Annotated in this window: 19 protein-coding genes; 15 read left to right on the top strand and 4 right to left on the bottom strand. The window is 70.9% G+C overall.

Annotated features, from left to right (window positions below; translation table 11 throughout):
- Nucleotides 1-30: 30 nt before the first annotated feature.
- The 5 genes from A5696_RS16695 (at nt 31) to A5696_RS16675 (ending at nt 7670) form a co-directional block, all read left to right on the top strand.
- Nucleotides 31-1500 carry an aldehyde dehydrogenase family protein gene (locus A5696_RS16695; protein WP_067881163.1) on the top strand — a complete coding sequence of 490 codons (1470 nt, stop codon included), beginning with the start codon at nt 31-33 and terminating at the stop codon, nt 1498-1500.
- Nucleotides 1497-3704 carry a CaiB/BaiF CoA-transferase family protein gene (locus tag A5696_RS16690; RefSeq protein ID WP_067881160.1) on the top strand — a complete coding sequence of 736 codons (2208 nt, stop codon included), beginning with the start codon at nt 1497-1499 and terminating at the stop codon, nt 3702-3704. Before A5696_RS16695 ends, A5696_RS16690 begins: the two co-directional genes overlap by 4 nt.
- A gap of 128 nt (nt 3705-3832) precedes the next feature.
- A complete protein-coding gene (locus A5696_RS16685) occupies nt 3833-4741 on the top strand; it encodes an alpha/beta fold hydrolase (protein ID WP_067881158.1) in 909 nt (302 codons plus the stop codon).
- Nucleotides 4742-4763: 22 nt separating this feature from the next.
- A complete protein-coding gene (locus A5696_RS16680; RefSeq protein WP_067881155.1) occupies nt 4764-6185 on the top strand; it encodes an acyl-CoA synthetase in 1422 nt (473 codons plus the stop codon).
- A 207-nt stretch (nt 6186-6392) separates the two neighbouring features.
- Complete coding sequence (locus A5696_RS16675; RefSeq protein WP_067881320.1) at nt 6393-7670, top strand: MFS transporter; 1278 nt, start codon at nt 6393-6395, stop codon at nt 7668-7670.
- Nucleotide 7671: 1 nt separating this feature from the next.
- Here A5696_RS16675 and dapD read toward each other — a convergent pair whose 3' ends face one another.
- The gene (gene dapD / locus A5696_RS16670; protein ID WP_156738435.1) at nt 7672-8625 is read right to left on the bottom strand and encodes a 2,3,4,5-tetrahydropyridine-2,6-dicarboxylate N-succinyltransferase; all 954 of its coding nucleotides are present in this window, start codon (nt 8623-8625) and stop codon (nt 7672-7674) included.
- An 86-nt stretch (nt 8626-8711) separates the two neighbouring features.
- Here dapD and dapE point away from each other — a divergent pair, with 86 nt between their 5' ends.
- Genes dapE through A5696_RS16655 form a run of 3 tightly spaced genes read left to right on the top strand, consistent with a single transcriptional unit; the run spans nt 8712 to nt 10454 of the window.
- Nucleotides 8712-9776 carry a succinyl-diaminopimelate desuccinylase gene (gene dapE, locus A5696_RS16665; protein WP_067881152.1) on the top strand — a complete coding sequence of 355 codons (1065 nt, stop codon included), beginning with the start codon at nt 8712-8714 and terminating at the stop codon, nt 9774-9776.
- Nucleotides 9777-9809: 33 nt separating this feature from the next.
- Nucleotides 9810-10058 carry a type II toxin-antitoxin system Phd/YefM family antitoxin gene (locus A5696_RS16660; RefSeq protein ID WP_067881149.1) on the top strand — a complete coding sequence of 83 codons (249 nt, stop codon included), beginning with the start codon at nt 9810-9812 and terminating at the stop codon, nt 10056-10058.
- Nucleotides 10059-10454: a type II toxin-antitoxin system VapC family toxin gene (locus A5696_RS16655; RefSeq protein WP_067881146.1), complete on the top strand. Its 396-nt coding sequence runs from the start codon at nt 10059-10061 to the stop codon at nt 10452-10454. It begins immediately after the preceding gene.
- A 3-nt stretch (nt 10455-10457) separates the two neighbouring features.
- On the opposite strand, the gene A5696_RS16650 is transcribed toward A5696_RS16655, so the two are convergent.
- Nucleotides 10458-11957, bottom strand: a complete 1500-nt coding sequence (locus tag A5696_RS16650; RefSeq protein ID WP_067881142.1) for a cellulase family glycosylhydrolase — start codon at nt 11955-11957, stop codon at nt 10458-10460.
- Nucleotides 11958-12070: 113 nt separating this feature from the next.
- The gene (locus A5696_RS16645) at nt 12071-14194 is read right to left on the bottom strand and encodes an AAA family ATPase (protein ID WP_067881139.1); all 2124 of its coding nucleotides are present in this window, start codon (nt 14192-14194) and stop codon (nt 12071-12073) included.
- Between the two features lie 61 nt (nt 14195-14255).
- On the opposite strand from A5696_RS16645, the gene A5696_RS16640 reads away from it, so the two are divergent.
- The 7 genes from A5696_RS16640 to A5696_RS16610 all read left to right on the top strand — a co-directional run bounded on the left by A5696_RS16640 (nt 14256) and on the right by A5696_RS16610 (nt 20215).
- Nucleotides 14256-14819, top strand: a complete 564-nt coding sequence (locus A5696_RS16640; RefSeq protein ID WP_067881136.1) for a TIGR00730 family Rossman fold protein — start codon at nt 14256-14258, stop codon at nt 14817-14819.
- Between the two features lie 36 nt (nt 14820-14855).
- Nucleotides 14856-16640 (top strand): long-chain-acyl-CoA synthetase FadD6, encoded by a 1785-nt coding sequence (fadD6, locus tag A5696_RS16635; protein WP_067881133.1) that lies wholly within the window; start codon nt 14856-14858, stop codon nt 16638-16640.
- A gap of 449 nt (nt 16641-17089) precedes the next feature.
- Nucleotides 17090-17914 (top strand): dihydropteroate synthase, encoded by an 825-nt coding sequence (gene folP / locus A5696_RS16630; RefSeq protein ID WP_067881129.1) that lies wholly within the window; start codon nt 17090-17092, stop codon nt 17912-17914.
- Nucleotides 17911-18867: a glucosyl-3-phosphoglycerate synthase gene (locus A5696_RS16625; protein WP_067881127.1), complete on the top strand. Its 957-nt coding sequence runs from the start codon at nt 17911-17913 to the stop codon at nt 18865-18867. Before folP ends, A5696_RS16625 begins: the two co-directional genes overlap by 4 nt.
- Before the next feature lie 47 nt (nt 18868-18914).
- Nucleotides 18915-19280: a DivIVA domain-containing protein gene (locus tag A5696_RS16620; RefSeq protein ID WP_067881124.1), complete on the top strand. Its 366-nt coding sequence runs from the start codon at nt 18915-18917 to the stop codon at nt 19278-19280.
- A complete protein-coding gene (locus A5696_RS16615; RefSeq protein WP_067881122.1) occupies nt 19277-19861 on the top strand; it encodes a DNA-3-methyladenine glycosylase I in 585 nt (194 codons plus the stop codon). The genes A5696_RS16620 and A5696_RS16615 overlap by 4 nt, the downstream gene beginning before the upstream one ends.
- A 186-nt stretch (nt 19862-20047) precedes the next feature.
- Nucleotides 20048-20215 carry a DUF3117 domain-containing protein gene (locus tag A5696_RS16610; protein WP_003406247.1) on the top strand — a complete coding sequence of 56 codons (168 nt, stop codon included), beginning with the start codon at nt 20048-20050 and terminating at the stop codon, nt 20213-20215.
- A 5-nt stretch (nt 20216-20220) separates the two neighbouring features.
- On the opposite strand, the gene glgA is transcribed toward A5696_RS16610, so the two are convergent.
- A complete protein-coding gene (glgA, locus tag A5696_RS16605) occupies nt 20221-21384 on the bottom strand; it encodes a glycogen synthase (protein ID WP_067881120.1) in 1164 nt (387 codons plus the stop codon).
- Nucleotides 21385-21473 lie beyond the last annotated feature (89 nt).

Raw genomic sequence — 21473 nt, 5'->3', positions numbered from 1 at the left:
GATGACCGACGTTCGGGTGAGGAAGCGCGCATGACCGAGCTGCAAACCGCGGGATCCCTTGTCGACACCTACCAGCTCTACATCGACGGCAGCTGGGTCGACGCGGAGGACGGTCGCTACGACGACATCAATCCGGCCACCGAACAATCGATCGGCACCGCGCCCGACGCCAGCATCGCCCAGGTCGGCGCAGCGATCGACGCCGCGCGCCGGGCCTTCGACAGCGGGCCGTGGGGCCGCATGGGCCCGCAGGAGCGGGCCGGCTGCCTCAACCAGCTCGGCACGGCGCTGCTGAAACACGCCGACGAGTTTTTCGCGCTGTCGCAGGCGGAGTGGGGCTGCGTTTCGAACGAGCGGATGATGCAGATCGACGGGGCCGGATACATGTCGATGGTCGCGGCCCAGCTCGCCGAACAGCTGGGCGAGGAGGCGGTGACCGGGATGAGCGCGGGCACCACGTTGCTCCGTCACCAGCCGCTGGGCGTCGTATCGGTCCTGACGCCGTGGAACTTCCCGCACTGCCTCAACGTCATGAAGCTCAACCACGCTCTGGCCGCCGGCAACACCGTCGTGCTCAAGCCCTCGCCGCTGACCCCGCTCGCGGGGCTCGCACTCGCGCGGATCATCGACGAGGATACCGACATCCCGCCCGGGGTGGTCAACGTCGTCACGCCGTCGGGCATCGAGGCGGCCAAGCTGCTCACCGCCGACCCGCGCATCGACATGGTGAGCTTCACGGGCAGTTCGGTCGTCGGGCGCCAGGTCATGTCCGCCGCGGGCGACACCATGAAGCGGATCCTGCTGGAGCTGGGCGGCAAGTCGGCCAGCATCGTCCTGGACGACACCGAGGTCACCGACGAGATGTTGCAGCAGATGCTGTTCGACTCGTGCTCGCTGCACGCCGGGCAGGCCTGCATCCTGCACAGCCGGATGCTGCTGCCCGATTCGCTGCACGACGACGTGGTCGACCGGCTCGTGGCGCTGGCCCGCGACGTCAAGGTCGGCGATCCCGCCGACCCCGACGTGCAGATGGGGCCGCTGATCAGCGCGGCGCAGCGGGACCGGGTCCAGGCGCACGTCGACGGCGCGGTCAACGACGGAGCCCGGCTGGCAACGGGAGGTGGCCGCCCGGCCGGCCTGGACGTCGGATTCTATTTCGAGCCAACGATTCTCACCGGCGTCGACCCGGATTCGACCATCGCCCAGGAGGAGGTGTTCGGGCCGGTGCTGACGGTGCTGCGCTACCGTGACGACGACGAGGCGGTCGCCATCGCGAACAACTCCCGGTACGGGCTTTCCGGAGCGGTGTGGGGCGGGGATGTGGACCGTGCCGTCGGCGTCGCGCGACGCATCCGCACCGGGCAGGTCGCGGTCAACGGGTGCGGTCCCGGTGGCGCGCCGTTCGGCGGGTTCAAGCTGAGCGGGTTGGGGCGCGAGGGCGGCGGCATCGCCGGGCTGCACCAGTACATGGAACAAATGGCAATCGGGGTACCCGCGTGAGCGGACCCCTCGCGGGGCTGTCCGTCGTCGAAATCACCAGGGAGATCTCCGGCCCTTATGCGGCAAAGCTTTTCGTCGACCTCGGCGCCGAGGTCACCAAGATCGAGCCGCCGGGCGGAGATCCGCTGCGCCACTGGGGCCCGTTTCCCCGCGGCGTTCCGGATCCCGAACGCAGCGGATTATTTCAATATCTGAACGCCGGCAAGCGAATTGCGGCGCTCGAGGATGCCCGCGAGCTGATCGCGGGTGCGCACCTGGTCATCGAGAACTTCCCGCCCGGAACGCTGGAAGGCTGGGGATTCGACCGCGACGCCCTGAGCGGGCTCAACCCGAACCTGGTGCTGCTCCGCTTCTCTGCATTCGGGCAGTCCGGGCCGTGGCGGGACCGGCCGGCCACGTCGCTGACGCTGCAGGCGGCGTCGGGCTGGGTCAGCGCCCGCGATCCCGACCGCCCGCCGGTGCAGGTCGGCGCGCGGATCGCCGAGTACGTCGCGGGCGCCTACGGCGCGCTGGGCGCGCTCACCGCACTGCGTTGCGCATCCGATGAGGTTGTGCAGGTGGATGTTTCGGAATTCGAGTCGTTGCTGTCGACGCTGCCGTATCCCATGCTGATGGCGCAGAAGATGCTCGGCCTGGGTCTGCCCGCCAATGCCCGGGGGGCTCCGATGCTGGGCGTGGTCCGCGCCGCCGACGGCTGGGTGGGGATCAACTGCCTGACGGGCCAGCACTGGCTGGACGTGTGCGCGATGCTGGGACTGCCCGAGTTCGGCGAGCAGCAGATCCCGATCATGTTGGGCGGGCCCGAACGCGGCGAATTCTATGCTCGCGCAGAGCCGTTGCTCGCCGAGCAGACCGTCGCCGAGATCGTCGACCTGAGCCAGGCGTTGCGGATCCCGGCCACCCCGGTCAACGACGGCGCCACCGTGCTGGAATGTCCGCAATACGCCAAGCGCGAGTTCTTCCTCGACGGCGGGGCGTTCCAACGCCCCAGTGCGCCCTTCCGCCTGACCAAAGGCCCCGTGGTGCAGCATCATCCGGCATCTACCCAGGCGTCAGGGGCCCTTCCCTTTGCGGGGGTGAAGGTGCTCGACCTCAGCACCTTCTGGGCGGGCGCATATCTGACCTGCTACCTGGGCGCGTTCGGCGCCGACATCGTCAAGGTCGAGTCGATCCAGCGGCCCGACGGCTTCCGCTACTCCGGCGCGTTTCCCTTCGAGGGCGACGATTGGTACGAGCGCAGCGGCCTATGGCAGGCCACCAACCTCAACAAGAAGGACCTCACGCTGGACCTGACCTCGCGGCGCGGCCGGGACATCGTCCGGCGGCTGGCCGCACAGGCCGACGTTGTCGTGGAGAACTTCTCGCCGCGCGTGGTCGAGCAGTTCGGTCTGGACTATGACTCGCTGGTGGCGCTGAAGCCCGACGTGATCATGGTCCGGATGCCGGGTTTCGGCCTTCAGGGCCCCTGGCGCGATTACGTCGGCTGGGCGCTCAACTTCGAGCAGACCGCGGGGATGTCGGCCGTCACCGGATACGCGGACGGGCCGCCTTGCAACCCGCAGGGGCCGGCCGACCCGATCGTCGGCGTGCACGCCGGGGTCGCGCTGCTGGCCGCGCTCGAGCACCGGCGCCGCACCGGGGAGGGGCAACTGATCGAGGTCGCCCAGATCGAGGTCGCCGCCGCCGTGACCGCCGAACCGGTGATCGAGTACTCGATGAACGGCGTCGTGTCAGCGCGGGAGGGCAACCGCCGGCGCGGCTACCTGCAGGGGGTGTACCCGACGAACGAGGACGGCGCGTGGGTGGCCCTGTCGTTACCCGAAGAGCCGGGAGTCGACCACGACGCGTTCGACGCACTGGTCGCCGCGTGGACCCGCACCCAGGCTCCGGAAGCGATCGTCGAAGCCCTTGCGGCGCAGGGCATCCCGGCCGAGCGCGTGATCACCGGAGAGCGGATGTACGAGATCGCCCAGCTCGACGCTCGCGGGTTCTACCAGGAGCTCGTGCATCCCGTCACCGGATCACACCGGTATCCCGGCTGGCCGTTTCGGATCGCCCCCGGGCCGGCGCGTCACCACCGCAGCGCCCCGCCGACGCTGGGTCAGCACAACGACGAGATCCTTTGCGGGCTCGGCCTTTCCGACGACGAGCTGGCCGCCCTGCGGGCCGACAGGGTCATCGGGGAGCGGCCGCTCGGGTCGTAGCGTGGTCGCACCCCATTCACGAAGTGGTAGCGCCCGCGATAGCGGTTTCGGTGAACGGTCATCGGTCCGGACTCGGTGGCGCTCGTGAGCCTTTGGTAATCGGCTCGTCACATGCAAAGCTTCTGGGCATGGTCATCGAGATCGCCCGCCCCAAGCTCGAAGGCAACATCGCCGTCGGCGAGGATCGCCAGATCGGCTTCGCCGAGTTCGGTAACCCCCAGGGGCGCGCGATGTTCTGGCTGCACGGCACCCCCGGCGCCCGCCGGCAGATCCCGGTCGAGGCCCGCGTCTACGCCGAACAGCACAACATCCGGCTGATCGGCCTGGACCGGCCCGGCATCGGGTCGTCGACGCCCCACCGGTACGAGAACATCCGGGCCTTCGGCGACGACCTGCGGACGATCGCCGACACGCTGGGCATCGACAAGATGGCCGTCATCGGCCTGTCCGGCGGCGGCCCGTACGCGCTGGCGGCGGCCGCGGTGCTGTCCGATCGCGTGGTGGCGGCCGGCGTGCTGGGCGGCGTCGCGCCCTTCCTCGGTGACGAGGGCATCACCAGCGGCCTGATGAACCTTGGCAAGCGGGTGGCGCCGCTGCTGCGGCTCGGGGGCGACCCGCTGCGTATCGGCGCCAGCCTGGTGGTCCGGATGATCCGTCCCGTAGCGAACCCCGCGCTGTATCTGTACGCCGCGATATCGCCCGAAGGCGACCGGCGGCTGCTCACCCGGCCCGAGTTCGGGGCCATGTTCCTCGACGACCTGCTCAACGGCAGCCGCAAGCAACTGGCGGCCCCCTTCAACGACGTCATCCTGTTCACCCAGGACTGGGGTTTCCGGCTGGACGAGGTGAAGGTCCCGGTCCGCTGGTGGCACGGCGACAGCGACCACATCGTCCCCTTCGCGCACGGCGAGCACGTCGTGTCCCTGCTGCCCGACGCCGAGCTGATCGTGCTGCCGGGTGAAAGTCATCTCGGTGGGCTGGGCCGCGGCGAGGAGATCCTGTCCACCCTGATCAAGATCTGGGACGAGCAGGCCTGAGGCCGCCGGGTAACCTGCAGACGTGCTACTCGCGTCGCTCAATCCCTCGGCCGTTACCACCACCGACATCGCCGACGCAGTGCGGATCGACGGCGCCACGCTCAGCCGCGGCGACTTGGTCGGTGCCGCAACGTCGGTGGCCGAGCGGGTCGCCGGTGCGAACCGGGTCGCGATCCTGGCCACGCCGACCGCGGCCACCGTCCTCGCGGTCACCGGCTGCCTGATCGCCGGCGTGCCCTTCGTGCCGGTGCCGTCCGACGTCGGCGTGGCCGAGCGCCGGCACATGCTCACCGACTCCGGGGCGGAGGCGTGGCTGGGCCCCGACCCCGACGACCGCGACGGGTTGCCGCACATCCCGGTTCGCTTGCACGCCCGCTCCTGGCACCGCTACCCCGAGCCGTCGCCCGACGCGACGGCGATGATCATCTACACGTCGGGCACCACCGGCCTGCCCAAGGGCGTGCAGCTGAGCCGACGCGCGATCGCCGCCGACCTCGACGCGCTGGCGGAGGCCTGGCAGTGGACGGCCGACGACGTCCTCGTGCACGGACTGCCGCTGTTCCACGTGCACGGCTTGGTGCTGGGCCTGCTCGGGTCGCTGCGGATCGGAAACCGCTTCGTGCACACCGGAAGACCGACGCCGGCCGGCTACGCCCAGGCCTGCTCGGAATGGGGCGGAACCCTGTACTTCGCCGTTCCCACGGTGTGGTCGCGGGTGGTGGCCGACCCGTCGGCGGCCGAGGCGCTGCGGCCGGCGCGGCTGCTGGTGTCCGGCAGCGCGCCGCTGCCGGTGCCGGTGTTCGACCGGCTGGCCGAGCTCACCGGGCATCAGCCCATCGAACGGTACGGCGCGTCGGAGTCGCTGATCACCATCTCGACGCGCGCCGACGGCGAGCGCCGCGCCGGCTGGGTGGGCCTGCCCGTCGCCGGCGTGCAGACCCGGCTGCTCGACGACAACGACGCCCCGGTGCCGCAGGATGGGGAAACCGTTGGGCGGCTTCAGGTTCGGGGCCCGATGATGTTCGACGGCTACCTGAACCGGCCCGAGGCCACCGCGGAGGCGTTCACGCCCGACGGCTTCTACCGCACCGGCGACGTCGCGGTGATCGACGGTGGCGGCATGCACCGCATCGTCGGGCGTGAATCGGTCGACCTGATCAAGTCCGGCGGGTACCGCGTCGGCGCGGGAGAGATCGAGACCTCGCTGCTGGGCCACCCCGGCGTGCAGGAGGCGGCCGTCGTCGGGCTGCCCGACGAGGACCTGGGCCAGCGCATCGTCGCCTACGTCGTCGGCTCCTCCGAGCTGCGGGCCGACGACCTGATCAACCACGTCGCCCAGGAGCTCTCGATACACAAGCGCCCGCGCGAGGTGCGCCTGGTGGAGGCGCTGCCCCGCAACGCCATGGGCAAGGTGCTCAAGAAGCAGCTGCTCGCCGAGGGCTGAGTCGGGCCGAACCCGGGCGCGAGCGTGCGCAGATGTACGGCCTCAACGGCGTGTCTATGTACAAACACGCACGCTCGCGGTGAATGGCCCTTAGGCGACACGCAGCGTTTTGCCAGCTTTTCCGTCGAGCGCGACCGTGAACCTTCACCTACCGTCGTAGGCGTGACGGAACTGCCGACAGTCGCGGCGCGAACCGCCCCGACGCCCATGCGGCGGATTGCGGCCGCCTGCCTCGTCGGCTCGGCGATCGAGTATTACGACTTCCTCATCTACGGCACGGCGGCGGCGCTGGTGTTCCCGACGGTGTTCTTCCCCCGACTCGGTTCGACGCTGGGCATCGTCGCCGCGATGGCGACGTTCGCGACGGCGTTCCTGTCCCGGCCGCTCGGCGCGGCCGTCTTCGGGTACTTCGGCGACCGGCTGGGGCGCAAGAAGACACTGATCGCCACGCTGCTGATCATGGCCGTGTCGACCGTCAGCGTCGGGCTGGTGCCCAGCACGGCCGCCATCGGCGCCTTCGCCCCCGTGATCCTGATCCTGCTGCGGCTCATGCAGGGGTTCGCCGTCGGCGGCGAATGGGCCGGGTCGGCGCTGCTGAGCGCCGAGTACGCGCCCCCCGGCAAGCGGGGCCGCTACGGCATGTTCACCCTGCTCGGCGCCGGCACCGCGTCCGTGCTGGCCAGCGTGACCTTTCTGGGCGTGAACTTCAGCATCGGCGAAAAGAGCGCCGCGTTCATGCAGTGGGGATGGCGGCTGCCGTTCCTGTTCAGCGCGGCGCTGATCGGCATCGCCCTCTACGTGCGGCTCAACATCGACGAAACCCCGGTGTTCGCCGAGGAGAAGGCCCGCAACCTGGTCCCCAAGGCGCCGCTCGGGGAGCTGTGGCGCGTGCAGCGCCGCGAGATCCTGCTGGCCGGCGGCAGCCTGCTGGGCGGATTCGGGTTCGGCTACCTCGGCCACACCTACCTCCTCATCTACGCCAATTCCCACCTCGGGTATACGCGTGGCTTCATCTGGTCGGTGGGCGCGTTGACCGGGCTGATCAGCATCGCCACGGTCGCGGCCTCGGCCACCCTGTCCGACCGGGTCGGGCGCCGCCGCCTGATGCTGCTGGGCTGGTCGATCCTCTTGCCGTGGGCGTTCGTGGTGATGCCGTTGCTGGACACCCGCAACCCGGCGCTGTACGTGGTCGCCGTCGTCGGCATGGCCGTCGGTGGTGCGATCGGCTCCGGACCCACCGCGGCCTTCATTCCGGAGCTGTTCGCCACGCGGTACCGCTACAGCGGATCGGCGCTGGCCCTCAACCTCGCCGGCGTCATCGGCGGGGCCCTGCCGCCGCTGCTCGCCGGCTCACTGCTGGCGACCTACGGCAGCTGGGCGATCGGCCTGATGCTGGCCGCCCTGCTGGCGGCCGGCCTGTTGTGCACGTATCTGTTGCCGGAAACCATCGGGACGACGATGGGGGCCGGAAGCGAAGACCGGTGACTCAGTTGGCGTGCAGGTCCTCGTTCAGCGCGATGCCCTGACCGTCGCGGGCCACCACCTCGACCGCGCCGGTGACCGAGTTGCGCCGGAACAGCAGGTTGTTCGCCCCGGAAAGCTCGCGGGCCTTGACCGCCGCGCCGTCGGGCGTGGTGACCTTGGTGCCCGCGGTGACGTAGAGGCCGGCCTCGACGATGCAGTCGTCGCCCAGGGAGATGCCCAGGCCCGCGTTGGCGCCGAGCAGGCACCGCTTGCCGATCGAGATGACTTCGGTGCCGCCGCCGGAGAGCGTGCCCATGATGGACGCCCCGCCGCCGATGTCCGACCCGTCGCCCACCACGACGCCGGCCGAGATGCGCCCCTCTACCATCGACGCCCCCAGGGTGCCGGCGTTGTAGTTGACGAAGCCCTCGTGCATGACCGTCGTGCCCGGCGCCAGGTGCGCGCCCAGCCGCACCCGGTCGGCGTCGGCGATGCGCACCCCGGTCGGCAGGACGTAGTCGACCATCCGCGGGAACTTGTCGATGCCGTAGACGGTCACCGTGCCGTGCCGGCGCAGCCGCGCCCGGACCGCCTCGAAGCCCTCGATCGCGCAGGGCCCGCGATTGGTCCACACGACGTTGGTCAATACCCCGAACAGGCCGCCGGCGTTCAGCCCGTGCGGCGCCACCAGCCGGTGCGACAACAGATGCAACCGCAGGTAGGCGTCGTAGGCGTCGGCGGCCACGTCGTCGAGCGAGCCGATGACCGTGCGCACCGCGACGGTCTCGGTGCCGCGGTCGTCGTCGCGGCCGAGCAGCGCGGCCAACTCAGGGGGGATGTCGGACAGCGCCAGCCGCGACGTCCCGCCGATGCCCGATTCCGTCAGCTCCGGGGCCGGGAACCAGGTGTCCAGAATTGACCCGTCGAACGCCAGCGTCGCCAGCCCGATACCCGCAGCTCCAGTCACGGCGGACACGCTACTTGCCTGGGGCGAGCAGACACAAAAGCCCCCGACACGCCGATGAAAAGGGGGCTTTTGCGTCTGGTGGGCAGAATGGGGGCGTGCTGGACTTGCGCGGTGACCCGATCGAGCTGACCGCTGCGCTGGTCGACATCCCCAGCGAATCGCGCGACGAGGCGCGCCTGGCCGACGAGGTGGAGGCCGCGCTGCGCGCCCAGGCGCCGGGTTTCGAGATCGTCCGCAACGGCAACGCCGTGCTCGCCCGCACTTCGTGGGGCCGACCGTCGCGGGTGCTGCTGGCCGGCCACCTCGACACCGTCCCGGTGGCCGACAACCTGCCCAGCCGTTTGGACGGTGCCGACCTGTACGGCTGCGGCACCGCCGACATGAAATCCGGTGACGCGGTCTTCCTGCACCTGGCCGCCACCGTGGCCGACCCGGTGCACGACCTGACGCTGGTCTTCTACGACTGCGAGGAAATCGACGCGGCCGCAAACGGTTTGGGCCGCATCGAGCGCGAGCTGCCGGACTGGCTGGCCGCCGACGTCGCCATCCTGGGCGAGCCCACCGGCGGCTATATCGAGGCCGGCTGTCAGGGCACCCTGCGCGTGGTGATCAGCGCCGCTGGCACGCGCGCCCATTCGGCGCGAGCCTGGTTGGGCGACAACGCCATTCACAAGCTCGGCGCGGTGCTGGACCGGCTCGCCTCGTACAGCCCGCGCCGGGTCGACATCGACGGCTGCGAGTACCGCGAGGGCCTGTCGGCGGTGCGCATCGACGGCGGCGTGGCCGGCAACGTGATTCCCGACGCGGCCTCGCTGACGGTCAACTTCCGCTTCGCCCCCGACCGCTCGGTGGATGCGGCGCTGCAGCACGTGCGCGACGTGTTCGACGGGCTCGACGTGCGCATCGAGCAGACCGATGCCGCGGCGGGCGCGCTGCCCGGCCTGTCGCAACCCGCGGCCAAGGCGCTCGTCGAGGCCGCCGGTGGGCGCGTCAGGGCGAAGTACGGCTGGACCGACGTGGCGCGGTTCGCCGCGCGGGGCATCCCGGCGGTGAACTTCGGTCCGGGCGACCCCAACGTGGCGCACGCGCGCGACGAGCGGGTGCCGGTCGCCAACATCACCGCCGCGGTGGAGATGCTGCGGCGCTATCTCAGTGCGTAGCGCGCTGTAGCACAAAGCGCTACACTAACGGGGATGGTTCGGACAATCGCCCAGCGTGAGCTGCGAAACGACAACGCCAAGGTGATCGAAGCGGTGACGGCCGGTGAGACCTTCGTCGTAACGCGAAACGGCGAGCCGGTAGCCGAGCTCCGTCCCATCAGAGCCGGCCGTCGCTCTTTCATCTCGCGCGACGAAGTCGCGGCGCTGGCGGCGTCCGCCGTGCGGATCGACCATCGCCGGTTTCGCGCCGATCTGGACCGTTTGATCGACCAGGGTCTCTGAGTGTCCTCGGGTCTGGTCGACACCTCCGTGGTGATCGACTGGCATGACCCGGCCGTGGTGGCCGCGCTTCCCGACGAGATCGCGATATCTGCAATCACCGCAGCCGAATTGGCATCCGGTCCGCATCTGGCCGCGAACGCGGTGGAGGCGGCGAAGCGTCAGGCGCGGTTGCAGGAAGTCGAATCCGTACTGGAGCCAATCCCGTTCGACGCGACCGCCGCGCGCAGCTACGGGCTCGTCGTTGCCGCGGTGGTCCGAGAGGGACGAAAGCCCCGGAGCCGATTCGCCGACTTGCTCATCGCGGCCACCGCACACGCGCGTCGCCTCGACCTCTACACCCGCAATGGCGATGCCTTCGCGGGACTGGAAAACCTTGTTCGCGTAGTCGCCATTTGAGCATCACGACGGCGCCACGACCACGTCGACGGCCGCGGCCCCCGGATTGGCCACGACGGCCAGCACGGGGGCGTTGGGCGGCGAAACCACCTGTCCGCCTGTGACATTCACCTGATAGCCGTTCGGATACTCGACGGGCGGCACCGAGATGAACGTCTGGGCGCCGGGCGCGAAACTGCCCCCGCGGTCGGCCCGCTCGGTCGTGTAGCACAGCCGGAAAACGCCCGACCGGAACGACCACTCCCGCGGCGTCCCCGCCACCACCTGCGGGTAGGGGGAGGCGAGCACGGCGAGCTTCGCGGTGTTGACGTTGGCGCCGGTCGGCGGCAGCGCGGGGTTGAACACCAGCGCCTGGTCGGTCGGCGAGGAACTCGTCTTGTCGTTGCCGGTGTAGGCCCACTCCAGCCAGCCCATCCGCTGGTGATCGGTGTGGCGCATCACCTCGGCGAGGTTGTTCAGGTCGTTGGTGGCGCCGAACTCCGTCAGCAGCGGCGGGATGTGATGGAAGTCCGCGTAGAGGTTGGCGTTGGTGATCGTCAGGCCGTCCTGGAAGCGGCAGGTGATGTTCTTGTGCAACGCCGACTCGATGGCGCAGTAGTCGTGGAACGAGAACCCGGTGCTCGGGTCGACCACCCCGCCGAGGTCGGTGTGGACGCCCTCGTCGGACAGCGTGTTCGGCTCGAAGAACACCAGCGTGGTGGGGTCGGCCGCGCGGATCACCGGCACGACCTTCCGGTAGAACACGGTCAGCTTGTGGTCCTGCACCGGGCAGCCCAGCACGAAGTTGAAGCAGCCCTCCCAGATGAAGCCGGGCCACGGCTCGTTCAGCACCTCGTAGCCGAACACGCCGGGGTTGCCCCGGAAGAAGGACGCGACGTGCGCCCAGGCGCGCGCGTAGTGGTCCTGCAGCCCGATCCCGTCCGGCGCCGGGGCGTTCCGCCAGAACGCGCTCCACGCGTACTCCTCGGCGGGGTTGAGGAAGTAGTTGCCGGGGAAGCCGAGCTGCGGGTTGGGCAGGCCTGCCTGCGCGACCGCCCAGCCCGGCGCGCCCTCGCCCTGGAACGCCTCGTTGTACAGATCCTGATGGAAGTCGAGCAGGCTGACGATGCCGTGCGACGCCAGCGTCGCCACGGTCTGCGCGATCGAGGCGAGGTAGTTGTCGTCGTAGCTGAGCGGCTGCGGCTCGACGGCCGCCCAGATGACACCCAGCCGCATCGCGTTGAATCCATTGGCCTGCAGGAAGGCCGCGTCGTCATCGCCGAACCCGTCGGCCGACGGCTCGTACGGCGGCACCTTGTACACCTGGTTGAGCCCGTGCAGGATGACGACGCGCCCGTCCGCGTCGGTCATCCAGCGGCCGGCGTGGCCGAGCGGCAGCGTCGGCGCGGTGGCCGCCGCCCGGGCGGCCGGTGGGCCGACGACCGAGGCCGCGTCAGTCGTCAGCGCGGCGATCAGCAAACCGGCCGCGAGCAGTCTGGCCGCACGCGAAGGGCGGATACGCATCAGCCTCCCACCGCCGAGCGAAATCACTTTCGGAAAGAGTGAGGCGTCATGGTCACCGCGTTGACACGGCGGTGTCACGGTTGGCGCACAATGCGGCGCGCCCGTTTGCGGTGCTAGGCGCCGAGGCGGCCCGCCTGCGCGGCGGCATCGGCCGCCGCCGCACGCATCCCGACCGCCGCCAGCTCGTCGGACACCGCCCGTAGCGCCGCGCCGTCGCCGGCCGCCAGGGCACGCGCGTGGGCGAGGGCGAGCCGCCCTGCCGCACAGTCGATCTCGCCGCACAGCCGGGCGAGCGGATCCCCCGCGCGGGTGTCCCCGAGGCGGACGGCCTCGTGCCAGGCGCGCAGCGCCACCGCCGATTGGCCGCCGCGTTCGGCCATCCGCGCGGCCTCGCGGGCGGCGGCGACGGCGCCCCGGGCGTCGCGCATGGTGACCAGCCGCCACGCCCGCGCCACGCCGAGCTCCGGGGCGAACAGTGCGGACTTGGTGCCGTGCCGGGATTCGGCCCGGCTCAAGGCTTTCGCGGTCGCGGCGGTGTCGCCCTGCTGGGCCAGCGCGATGGCCAACAGCGTCAGCGACAGCGGCCCCCACGAGTAGCCGGTGCGTTGCAGGATGGCGGCCGCCGGGCCGAGCAGCGCCACGGCGCGGGCGAAGTCGCCGTCGGCGATCAGCACATGCGCCAGCAACACCTCGCCGATCGCGCGGCCCGGCTGCTGCAATTCGGCGAAGTCGGTGAACTGCTGCGCCAATTCGCGCGCCGGGGCGAGCTCGCCCGCCATCAACAGCGCGGTCGTCTGGCCGAGCCCGATCGTGAAGCGCAGCAGCCCGGGGTGCTCGGCGGCCAGGGCGCGCTGCGCCAGCGATTCGACGTCGCCGAACCGGCCCTGCCGCGCGGCGCAGAGTGCGGACGCGCTGGCGGCCCAGGCCACCGCCTGGTCGTCGGCCGACGGCGACCCCAGCACCTCGCCGGCGACCTTGACCGCGTAGCCGACGTTGCCCGCGTTCATCGCGAAGGTGGCGCCCAGCGCGTCGAGCGTGGTCCGCGGGCCCGGGTCGGACACCCGGCCGCGGATGGTCCGCAGGAACGCGGTGGCCCGTTCGGGTTCGCTGAGCATCCAGAACTGGTTGGCGGCCCGCAGCAGGGCCCAGTCCATCAGCGCCGGCTCGGCCAGCGCGCCCGCGTCGACGGCGGCCAGCACCGCGTCCGCCTCGCGGCCGCGGCCCTGCCAGGCCAGCGCGTGGGCCAGGGCCAGCCGCGCCGCCAGGCCCCCCGACCGCTCCAGCGCCGAGCGGGCCAGCCGTTCGCCGAGCGCGAGGTCGCCCAGCCGCAGCGCCTGCTGCGCGGCGGCGGCGACGTCGGCGGCCCGCTGGGGGGTGTCGCTGTCGAGCGCCAGGTTCGCCAATCGCAGCCGGTCGCTGAGGTGCTCCGACGGGTGCCGCGACAGCACCTCGACGATCTCGGTGCGCCGCCGGCGTGCGTCGTCGGCGCCCAGCGCGGCGAGCGCGCGCTCGGCGAACAGCGGGTGCGCCGTGTACACGACGGGGTCGTCGGAACGCCCGCCGCGGTCCCGGGTCTCCGCCGCGCCGAGGTCCACGGCCTCGCTGGCCGCGCCCGGGCCGGCGAGGGCCGTGAGGTCGGCGAGCGACAGCGGTTCCTCGATGGCGAGATAGTCCAGCACGACCCGCGCCGCGGCCGGTAACTCGGCGAGGAAGGCGTCGACCTCGGCGGGGGTGGTCACTCCGCCGGGTGCCTCGATGTCGATCCGGTCCAGCAGGCCGTCGGTCCACAGCGCCGCGACGGCCTCGGGCGCCACCTCGGCGCGGGCGGTGACGATCATCCGGGCCGTGCCGGCCAGCGCCAGCTGGTACACCAGCGTGGCCGACAGGACGTCGAGCTCGTGGGCGTCGTCGACGACGAGCAGCAGCTTGCTTTCCCCGTAGCCGCCCAGCGATTCCCGCGCCGCGCGCAACAGCGCCGCGGGCTTGCCGATCTCGGAGATGGCGACCAGGTGGCCGAACGCCCCGAAGGGGACGGGCCGCTCGGTCGGGGTGCCGGTGACCCAGCGGGTCAGCGTGCCCGGGTGGGCGCCCGCGTAGGCCTCGGCGGCCAACCGGGCCAGGGTCGATTTGCCGCACCCGTCGGGGCCGAGCACGACGGCGCCCCGGCCGGCCGCCAGCGCGTCGTTCAGCCGCTGCAACGCCTCCTCATGCTGGGGGACGTTCCATCGAATCGGCACCCGCCGGATTTTATTGCGCGTGGTGTGCGAGCCGCATCGGGTGTGGTCTACCTTTCGTTCTATGCCCTCCGAACGCGATCCGTCAGCCGCCTGGGCGGTGTGCGTGTATTGCGCGTCGGGCCCCGAGCACCCCGAATTGCTTGCGCTCGCTACGGAACTCGGCGAGGCGATCGCCGAGCGCGGCTGGACCCTGGTGTGGGGCGGCGGCCGGGTCTCGGCGATGGGCGCGGTGGCCGGCGCGGCGCGGGCCCGGGGCGGGCGGACCGTCGGCGTCATCCCGCAGAACCTGATGCGCCGCGAGGTCGCCGACGCGCGGGCCGACGAGCTGGTCGTCACCGACACCATGCACGAGCGCAAGCACGTCATGGAGCAGCGCGCGGACGCGTTCGTCGTGCTGCCCGGCGGCGTCGGCACCCTCGACGAGCTGTTCGACGCCTGGACCACGGGTTATCTCGGGGTGCACGGCAAGCCCATCGTGCTGCTCGACCCCTTCGGGCACTACGAGGGCCTGTGGCTGTGGCTGTGCGGATTGGTCGACAGCGGCTACATCGCGCAAGCCGCGATGGACCGGTTGGTGCTGGTCGATAAGGTGGGTGCCGCAGTGGAGGCGTGCGCACCCGCCTGAGTTTGCGGACAGGCGCCCAGGGGAATCGAGGATGACGTGTCCGACCACGACGGGGGAGCGCGCACAGCGGTCAGGCTGACCGACGTCGCATCGCGGGTGCCGGGGGTGCTGGCCGACATCCCGGTGATCATGCGCGGGGCGCTGACCGGGCTGCTCGCCCAGCCGGGCTCCCGCAAATCGATCGGCACGGTGTTCGCCGACCGCGCCGCCCGCTACGGCGACCGGGTCTTCCTGCGGTTCGGCGATCAGCAGCTGACCTACCGCGACGCCAACGCGGCCGCCAACCGGTACGCCGCGGTGCTGGCCGCGCGCGGCGTCGGCAGCGGCGACGTCGTCGCGATCATGCTGCGCAACTCGCCCCAGGCCGTGCTGGCCATGCTTGCGGCGGTCAAGTGCGGCGCCGTCGCCGGCATGATCAACTACCACCAGCGCGGCGAGGTGCTGGCGCACAGCCTGGGGCTGCTGGACGCCAAGGTGCTGATCGCCGAGACCGACCTGGTCAGCGCGGTGGCCGAGTGCGGCGGCGCGGGCGCGACCGAGACGCTCACGGTCGAGGACCTGGAGCGGTTCGCGGTGAGCGCCCCGGCCACCAACCCGGCGTCGGCGTCGGCCGTGCAGGCCCGGGACACCGCGTTCTACATCTTCACCTCGGGCACCACAGGCTTCCCCAAGGCCAGCGTGATGACGCACCTGCGGTGGCTCAAGGCGCTGGCCGCGTTCGGCGGCATCGGGTTGCGGCTGAAGAGCTCCGACACGCTGTACAGCTGCCTGCCGCTGTACCACAACAACGCGCTGACGGTCGCGCTGTCGTCGGTGATCAACTCGGGGGCGACGCTGGCGCTGGGCAAGTCGTTCTCGGCGTCGAAGTTCTGGGACGAGGTGATCGCCAGCGAGGCCACGGCGTTCATCTACATCGGCGAGATCTGCCGGTACCTGCTCAACCAGCCGGCCAAGCCGACCGACCGCGCGCACAAGGTGCGGGTGATCGCCGGCAACGGGCTGCGCCCGGAGATCTGGGACGAGTTCACCCAGCGGTTCGACATCGCGCGGGTCTGCGAGTTCTACGCCTCGAGCGAGGGCAACACCGCGTTCATCAACGTCTTCAACGTGCCGCGCAGCACCGGCGTGTTCCCCATGCCGCTGGCCTACGTGGAGTACGACCCCGACACCGGCGAGCCGCTGCGCGACGACAGCGGCCGGGTGCGCCGGGTGCCCCCCGGCCAGCCGGGGCTCCTGCTCAGCCCGGTGAACCGGCTGCAGCCGTTCGACGGCTACACCGACAAGGAATCGAGCGAAAAGAAGTTGGTGCGCAACGCCTTTCGTGAGGGCGACGTGTGGTTCAACTCGGGCGACGTGATGAGCCCACAGGGCATGGGCCACGCCGCGTTCGTCGACCGGCTCGGCGACACCTTCCGGTGGAAGGGCGAGAACGTCGCGACCACGCAGGTCGAGGCGGCGCTGGCGTCGGATGCGTCGGTCGAGGAATGCACGGTGTTCGGCGTGGAGATCCCGCGCACCGGCGGCCGCGCCGGGATGGCCGCGGTCCAGCTCCGCGAGGGCGCCGAGTTCGACGGCCAGTCCCTGGCCCGGGCCGTATATGACCAGCTGCCGCCGTACGCGCTGCCGTTGTTCGTGCGGGTGGTCAAGACGCTAGAGCACACGTCGACGTTCAAGAGCCGCAAGGTGGAACTGCGCGACCAGGGCTACGGCCCCGGCGTCGAGGACCTGCTGTATGTGCTGGCCGGCCGCGACGAGGGCTATGTGCCGTACTACGACGAGTACCCCGAGGAAGTGGCCGAGGGTAAGCGGCCCAAGGGCTGAGTCGCCGCACGGCCGCGACGGCCTGGGCGTTGCGTGTGAAGCGTGGGCGCGAATCCGGCCGGGATTCCCACCCTGTGTTCACTCCCAAAGCCGTGAGTTCACGGTCAACGGCTGAGCCGTCGGCCCGGCCGCCGCGTGTGAAGCGTGGGCGTTGAGTGTGAAGCGTGGGCGCGAATCCGGCCGGGATTCCCACCCTGTGTTCACTCCCAAAGCCGTGAGTTCACGGTCAACGGCTGAGCCGTCGCCCCGGCCGCCGCGTGTGAAGCGTGGGCGCAAATACGGCGGCCGCGGTCGCACCCGGTCCCGGGGCCGCGCCCGGCGCGGTGACCAGGCACCATGTACGGGTGCGTTCGACACCGCCGGCGTCAGCCGGCCAATCGACACCGCCGGCGTCAGCCGGCCACTCGACTCTCTGCGGGCGGCCCGTCGCCGGGGATCGCCCACTGATCATGGCGATCGTCAACCGCACCCCGGATTCGTTCTACGACCGGGGCGCGACCTTCGGCGACGAGGCCGCCCGCGAGGCCGCCCACAAAGCCATCGCCGAGGGCGCCGACGTCATCGACGTCGGCGGGGTCAAGGCCGGGCCCGGCGAGACGGTCGACGAGCAAACCGAGATCGCCCGGCTGCTGCCGTTCATCGAATGGCTGCGCGGCGCCTATCCCGACCAGCTGATCAGCGTCGACACCTGGCGCGCGGGGGTGGCGCGGGTGGCCTGCGCCGCCGGCGCGGACCTGATCAACGACACCTGGGGCGGCATCGACCCCGCGCTGCCGGAGGTGGCCGCCGAGTTCGGGGCGGGGCTGGTGTGTTCGCACACCGGCGGGGCGCTGCCGCGCACCCGGCCGTTCCGGGTGAGCTTCGGCACCACCACGCGGGGGGTGGTGGACGACGTCATCGGCCGGGTCACCGCGGCCGCGGACCGGGCGGTGGCGGCCGGGGTGGCCCGCGACCGGGTGCTGATCGATCCGGCCCATGATTTCGGCAAGAACACCTTCCACGGGCTGCTTTTGTTGCGACACGCGGGCGAACTTGTTAACACCGGATGGCCCGTCCTGCTCGCTTTGAGCAACAAGGACTTCGTCGGGGAGACTTTGGGTGTGGAACTGACCGAACGGCTCGAGGGGACGCTGGCAGCCACCGCGCTGGCGGCGGCGGCCGGGGTCCGGATGTTTCGGGTGCACCAGGTCGCGGCCACCCGGCGGGTGCTCGAGATGGTGTCCTCGATCCAGGGGACTCGCGCGCCGGCACGCACGGTACGGGGGCTCGCATGACGGACGTGGTAGACCTCGCCAGCGAGGGCGTGCTCGCCGCGCGCCCCGGGGACGTTCTGCTGGCCGACCGCAATTGGAACCGGCCCGGCTGGACCGTCGGCGAACTTGAAGAGGCGAAGGCCGGGCGGACCGTCTCGGTGGTGTTGCCCGCCCTCAACGAGGAAGCCACCGTCTCCTCGGTGATCGAAAGCATCTCGCCGCTGGTGGACGGCCTGGTCGACGAGCTGATCGTGCTGGACTCCGGCTCCACCGACGACACCGAGATCCGCGCGATTGCCGCCGGCGCGCGCGTCGTCAGCCGGGAACAGGCGCTGCCCGAGGTGCCCGTCCGGCCGGGCAAGGGCGAGGTGCTGTGGCGTTCGCTGGCGGCCACCAGCGGCGACATCGTGGTGTTCGTCGACTCCGACCTGATCAACCCGCACCCGATGTTCGTGCCGTGGCTGGTGGCCCCGCTGCTGACCGGTGACGGGATTCACCTGGTGAAGAGCTTCTACCGGCGGCCGCTGCACGGCGCCGAGGCGGGCGGCGGTCGGGTCACCGAGCTGGTGGCCCGGCCCTTGCTCGCGGCGCTGCGCCCGGAACTGGGCCGCATCCTGCAGCCGCTCGGCGGCGAGTACGCGGCCAGCCGGGAACTGCTGACGTCGCTGCCGTTCGCCCCCGGCTACGGGGTGGAGATCGGCGTGCTGGTGGACACCTTCGACCGGCTGGGCCTCGACGCGATCGCGCAGGTGAACCTCGGGGTGCGGGCGCATCGCAACCGGCCGTTGGCCGAGCTGGGCGCGATGAGCCGCCAGGTCATCGCGACCCTGCTCTCGCGCTGCGGGATCCCCGACTCCGGGGTCGGGTTGACCCAGTTCTTCGCCGACGGCGCCCAGGGGTTCGGCTACACCGCGCGCACCTCGCCGGTGTCGCTGGAGGATCGGCCGCCGATCAATCGGGTCAGGCCCCGCTAGGGCCCACGCGCGCCGGGATGTCGGCGGCATAGGGCAATATCGAACGCGTGGCGTTGGTGTTGCTGTACCTGGTGGTACTCGTCCTGGTGGCGATCGTGCTGTTCGGCGCGGCGAGCCTGCTGTTCGGCCGTGGCGAGCAGCTGCCGCCCCTGCCGCGGGGGACGACGGCGACCGTGCTGCCGGCTTACGGGGTCACCGGCGCCGACGTCGACGCCGTCAAGTTCACCCAGGTGCTGCGTGGATACAAGACCAGCGAGGTGGACTGGGTGCTGGACCGGCTCGCCCGCGAGCTCGAGGCGCTGCGCGGCGAGCTGGCGGCGGTGCACGCCTCGGCTTCCGCGGCCCCCGAGAGCGAGGGCGAGCCCGATTCGGTGGAACCCGACGAGCGCGAGGATCGTCAGGACTCAGTGTGAGCGACGACGACGGGCTGGTGCGGTGCGGCTGGGCGGCCATTCGGCCCGGGCCGGACTTCGGGATGTACCGCGACTACCACGACCGGGAATGGGGCCGCCCGCTGCACGACGGGGTGGCGCTGTTCGAGCGGATGAGCCTCGAGGCGTTCCAGAGCGGCCTGTCGTGGCTGATCATCCTGCGCAAGCGGGAGAACTTCCGGCGCGCCTTCGCCGGGTTCGACATCGAGACGGTCGCGGGCTACACCGACGCCGACGTGCAGCGGCTGATGGCCGACGAGGGGATCGTCCGCAACCGGGCCAAGATCGACGCGACGATCGCCAACGCGCGCGCCGCCGCCGAGCTGGGATCCGCCGAGGACCTGTCCAAGCTGTTGTGGTCGTTCGCGCCGTCACCGCGGCCGCGTCCCGCCGACGGGTCCGAAATCCCCTCGGCCAGCCCCGAATCGAAGGCGATGGCGGCCGAGCTCAAACGGCGCGGGTTCCGTTTCGTCGGGCCGACCACCGCCTACGCGCTGATGCAGGCGACCGGCATGGTCGACGACCACATTCGCGGTTGCTGGGTGCCGGCAAACCCCGGTTAGGGGCCCGATGACGCGTCAGAAGCGGGTCTTTGTATAACTGTCGCCCCCGATAGGGAACAATGGAGGGGTGATTTGGCAGGCGATGCATTTCAAAGTCGGGTATGGCTGGAAATCCACTGGCGGGGCATGCTCGGCGCCGACCAGGTCCGCCACGCCGGGCCAGCTCGAAGCTGAAGGGAGCACTCGATGGCGGCGATGAAGCCCCGTACCGGAGACGGTCCTTTGGAGGCAACCAAGGAGGGGCGCGGCATCGTTATGCGAGTACCGCTTGAGGGCGGCGGTCGGCTGGTCGTTGAGCTGACGCCCGACGAGGCCGCGGCCCTCGGTGACGAACTCAAGGGCGTCACCAGCTAAACGGCTTACGCAGAGACCTTCCGGTAGATCTCCAGCGTCTGCTCGGCCACGTGGGCCCAGGAGAAGTCCTCGATGCAGCGCTGGCGTCCCGCCTCGCCATAGCGTTTGGCCTTGTCCGGGTCGGCGACCAGCTCGTTGACCGCTGCGGCCAGCCCCGCCCGGTAGCCCGCCGGATCGTCGGGGTCGTAGTGGACCAGCGACCCGGTGATCCCATCCCTGACCACCTCCGGTATCCCGCCGACGTCGGAAGCCACCACCGCCGTCGCGCACGCCATCGCCTCGAGATTGACGATCCCCAACGGCTCGTACACCGACGGGCATACGAACACCGTTGCCGCCGAGAGTATTTCGCGTAGCTCCCCGATGGGCAGCATCTCCCTGATCCAGAACACCCCGTCGCGGTCGCGGGCCAGCTCGCCCACCGCGGCGCGAATCTCCTCGGCCAGTTCCGGGGTGTCGGGGGCCCCGGCGCACAGCACCACCTGAACCCCGGGGGCGAACCGGTGCGCGGCGGCCACCAGGTGCGCGACGCCCTTCTGCCGGGTGATCCGCCCGACGAAGGCCACGGTCGGCCGGCCGGGGTCGACGCCGAGCTCGGCGAGCACCGATCCGGTCTGCATCGGCCCGGCGGGATACCAGACGTTGGTGTCGACACCGTTGCGGATGACGTGCACCAGGCTCGGGTCCAGCGTTTGGTAGACCCGCAGGATGTCTTCGCGCATCGCCGCGCTGACCGCGATGACGGCGTCGGCGGCCAGCACCGCGGTCCGTTCCACCCACGTCGAAATCTGGTAGCCGCCGCCGAGCTGTTCGGCCTTCCACGGGCGCAGCGGCTCGAGCGAATGCGCGGTCATGACGTGCGGAATGTCGTAGAGCAGCGCGCTCAGGTGCCCGGCGAGGTTGGCGTACCAGGTGTGCGAATGCACGACGGTGGCCGCCGACGCGGCGTTGGTCATCATCAGGTCAGCGGACAGGGTGGACAGCGCGGGGTTGGCGCCGTGGATGCGCGGGTCGGGTTGCTGCGCGAAGGCGTCGGGGCGCGGCGCGCCGATGCAGTGCACGTCGACCGCGCAGAGCCGCCGCAGTTGCGCGACGAGTTCGGTGACGTGTACCCCGGCCCCCCCGTAGACATCTGGTGGGTACTCCCGCGTCATCATCGCCACCCGCATACTCCGCACGGTAGTTCGGCGACGCCGCGGCCCGCGAGTCGGGCGGCGAGAAAATTTGCCGAATCCGGTTTTCGGCGCGGCTGTCGAGC

Origin of the sequence: Mycobacterium sp. E2699 (assembly GCF_001666745.1) — a bacterium.
Taxonomy (GTDB): domain Bacteria; phylum Actinomycetota; class Actinomycetes; order Mycobacteriales; family Mycobacteriaceae; genus Mycobacterium.
This window is presented reverse-complemented; position numbering and strand designations above follow the sequence as displayed.

Excerpts from the sequence above, each read along its gene's own strand:
- A5696_RS16675 (WP_067881320.1), top strand. The coding sequence starts at position 6,393 with ATGCGGCGGATTGCGGCCGCCTGCCTCGTCGGCTCGGCGATCGAGTAT.
- folP (WP_067881129.1), top strand. The coding sequence starts at position 17,090 with ATGGCGATCGTCAACCGCACCCCGGATTCGTTCTACGACCGGGGCGCG.
- A5696_RS16660 (WP_067881149.1), top strand. The coding sequence starts at position 9,810 with ATGGTTCGGACAATCGCCCAGCGTGAGCTGCGAAACGACAACGCCAAG.
- A5696_RS16650 (WP_067881142.1), bottom strand. The coding sequence starts at position 11,957 with ATGCGTATCCGCCCTTCGCGTGCGGCCAGACTGCTCGCGGCCGGTTTG.
- A5696_RS16685 (WP_067881158.1), top strand. The coding sequence starts at position 3,833 with ATGGTCATCGAGATCGCCCGCCCCAAGCTCGAAGGCAACATCGCCGTC.
- A5696_RS16625 (WP_067881127.1), top strand. The coding sequence starts at position 17,911 with ATGACGGACGTGGTAGACCTCGCCAGCGAGGGCGTGCTCGCCGCGCGC.
- A5696_RS16610 (WP_003406247.1), top strand. The coding sequence starts at position 20,048 with ATGGCGGCGATGAAGCCCCGTACCGGAGACGGTCCTTTGGAGGCAACC.
- glgA (WP_067881120.1), bottom strand. The coding sequence starts at position 21,384 with ATGCGGGTGGCGATGATGACGCGGGAGTACCCACCAGATGTCTACGGG.
- A5696_RS16640 (WP_067881136.1), top strand. The coding sequence starts at position 14,256 with ATGCCCTCCGAACGCGATCCGTCAGCCGCCTGGGCGGTGTGCGTGTAT.
- A5696_RS16695 (WP_067881163.1), top strand. The coding sequence starts at position 31 with ATGACCGAGCTGCAAACCGCGGGATCCCTTGTCGACACCTACCAGCTC.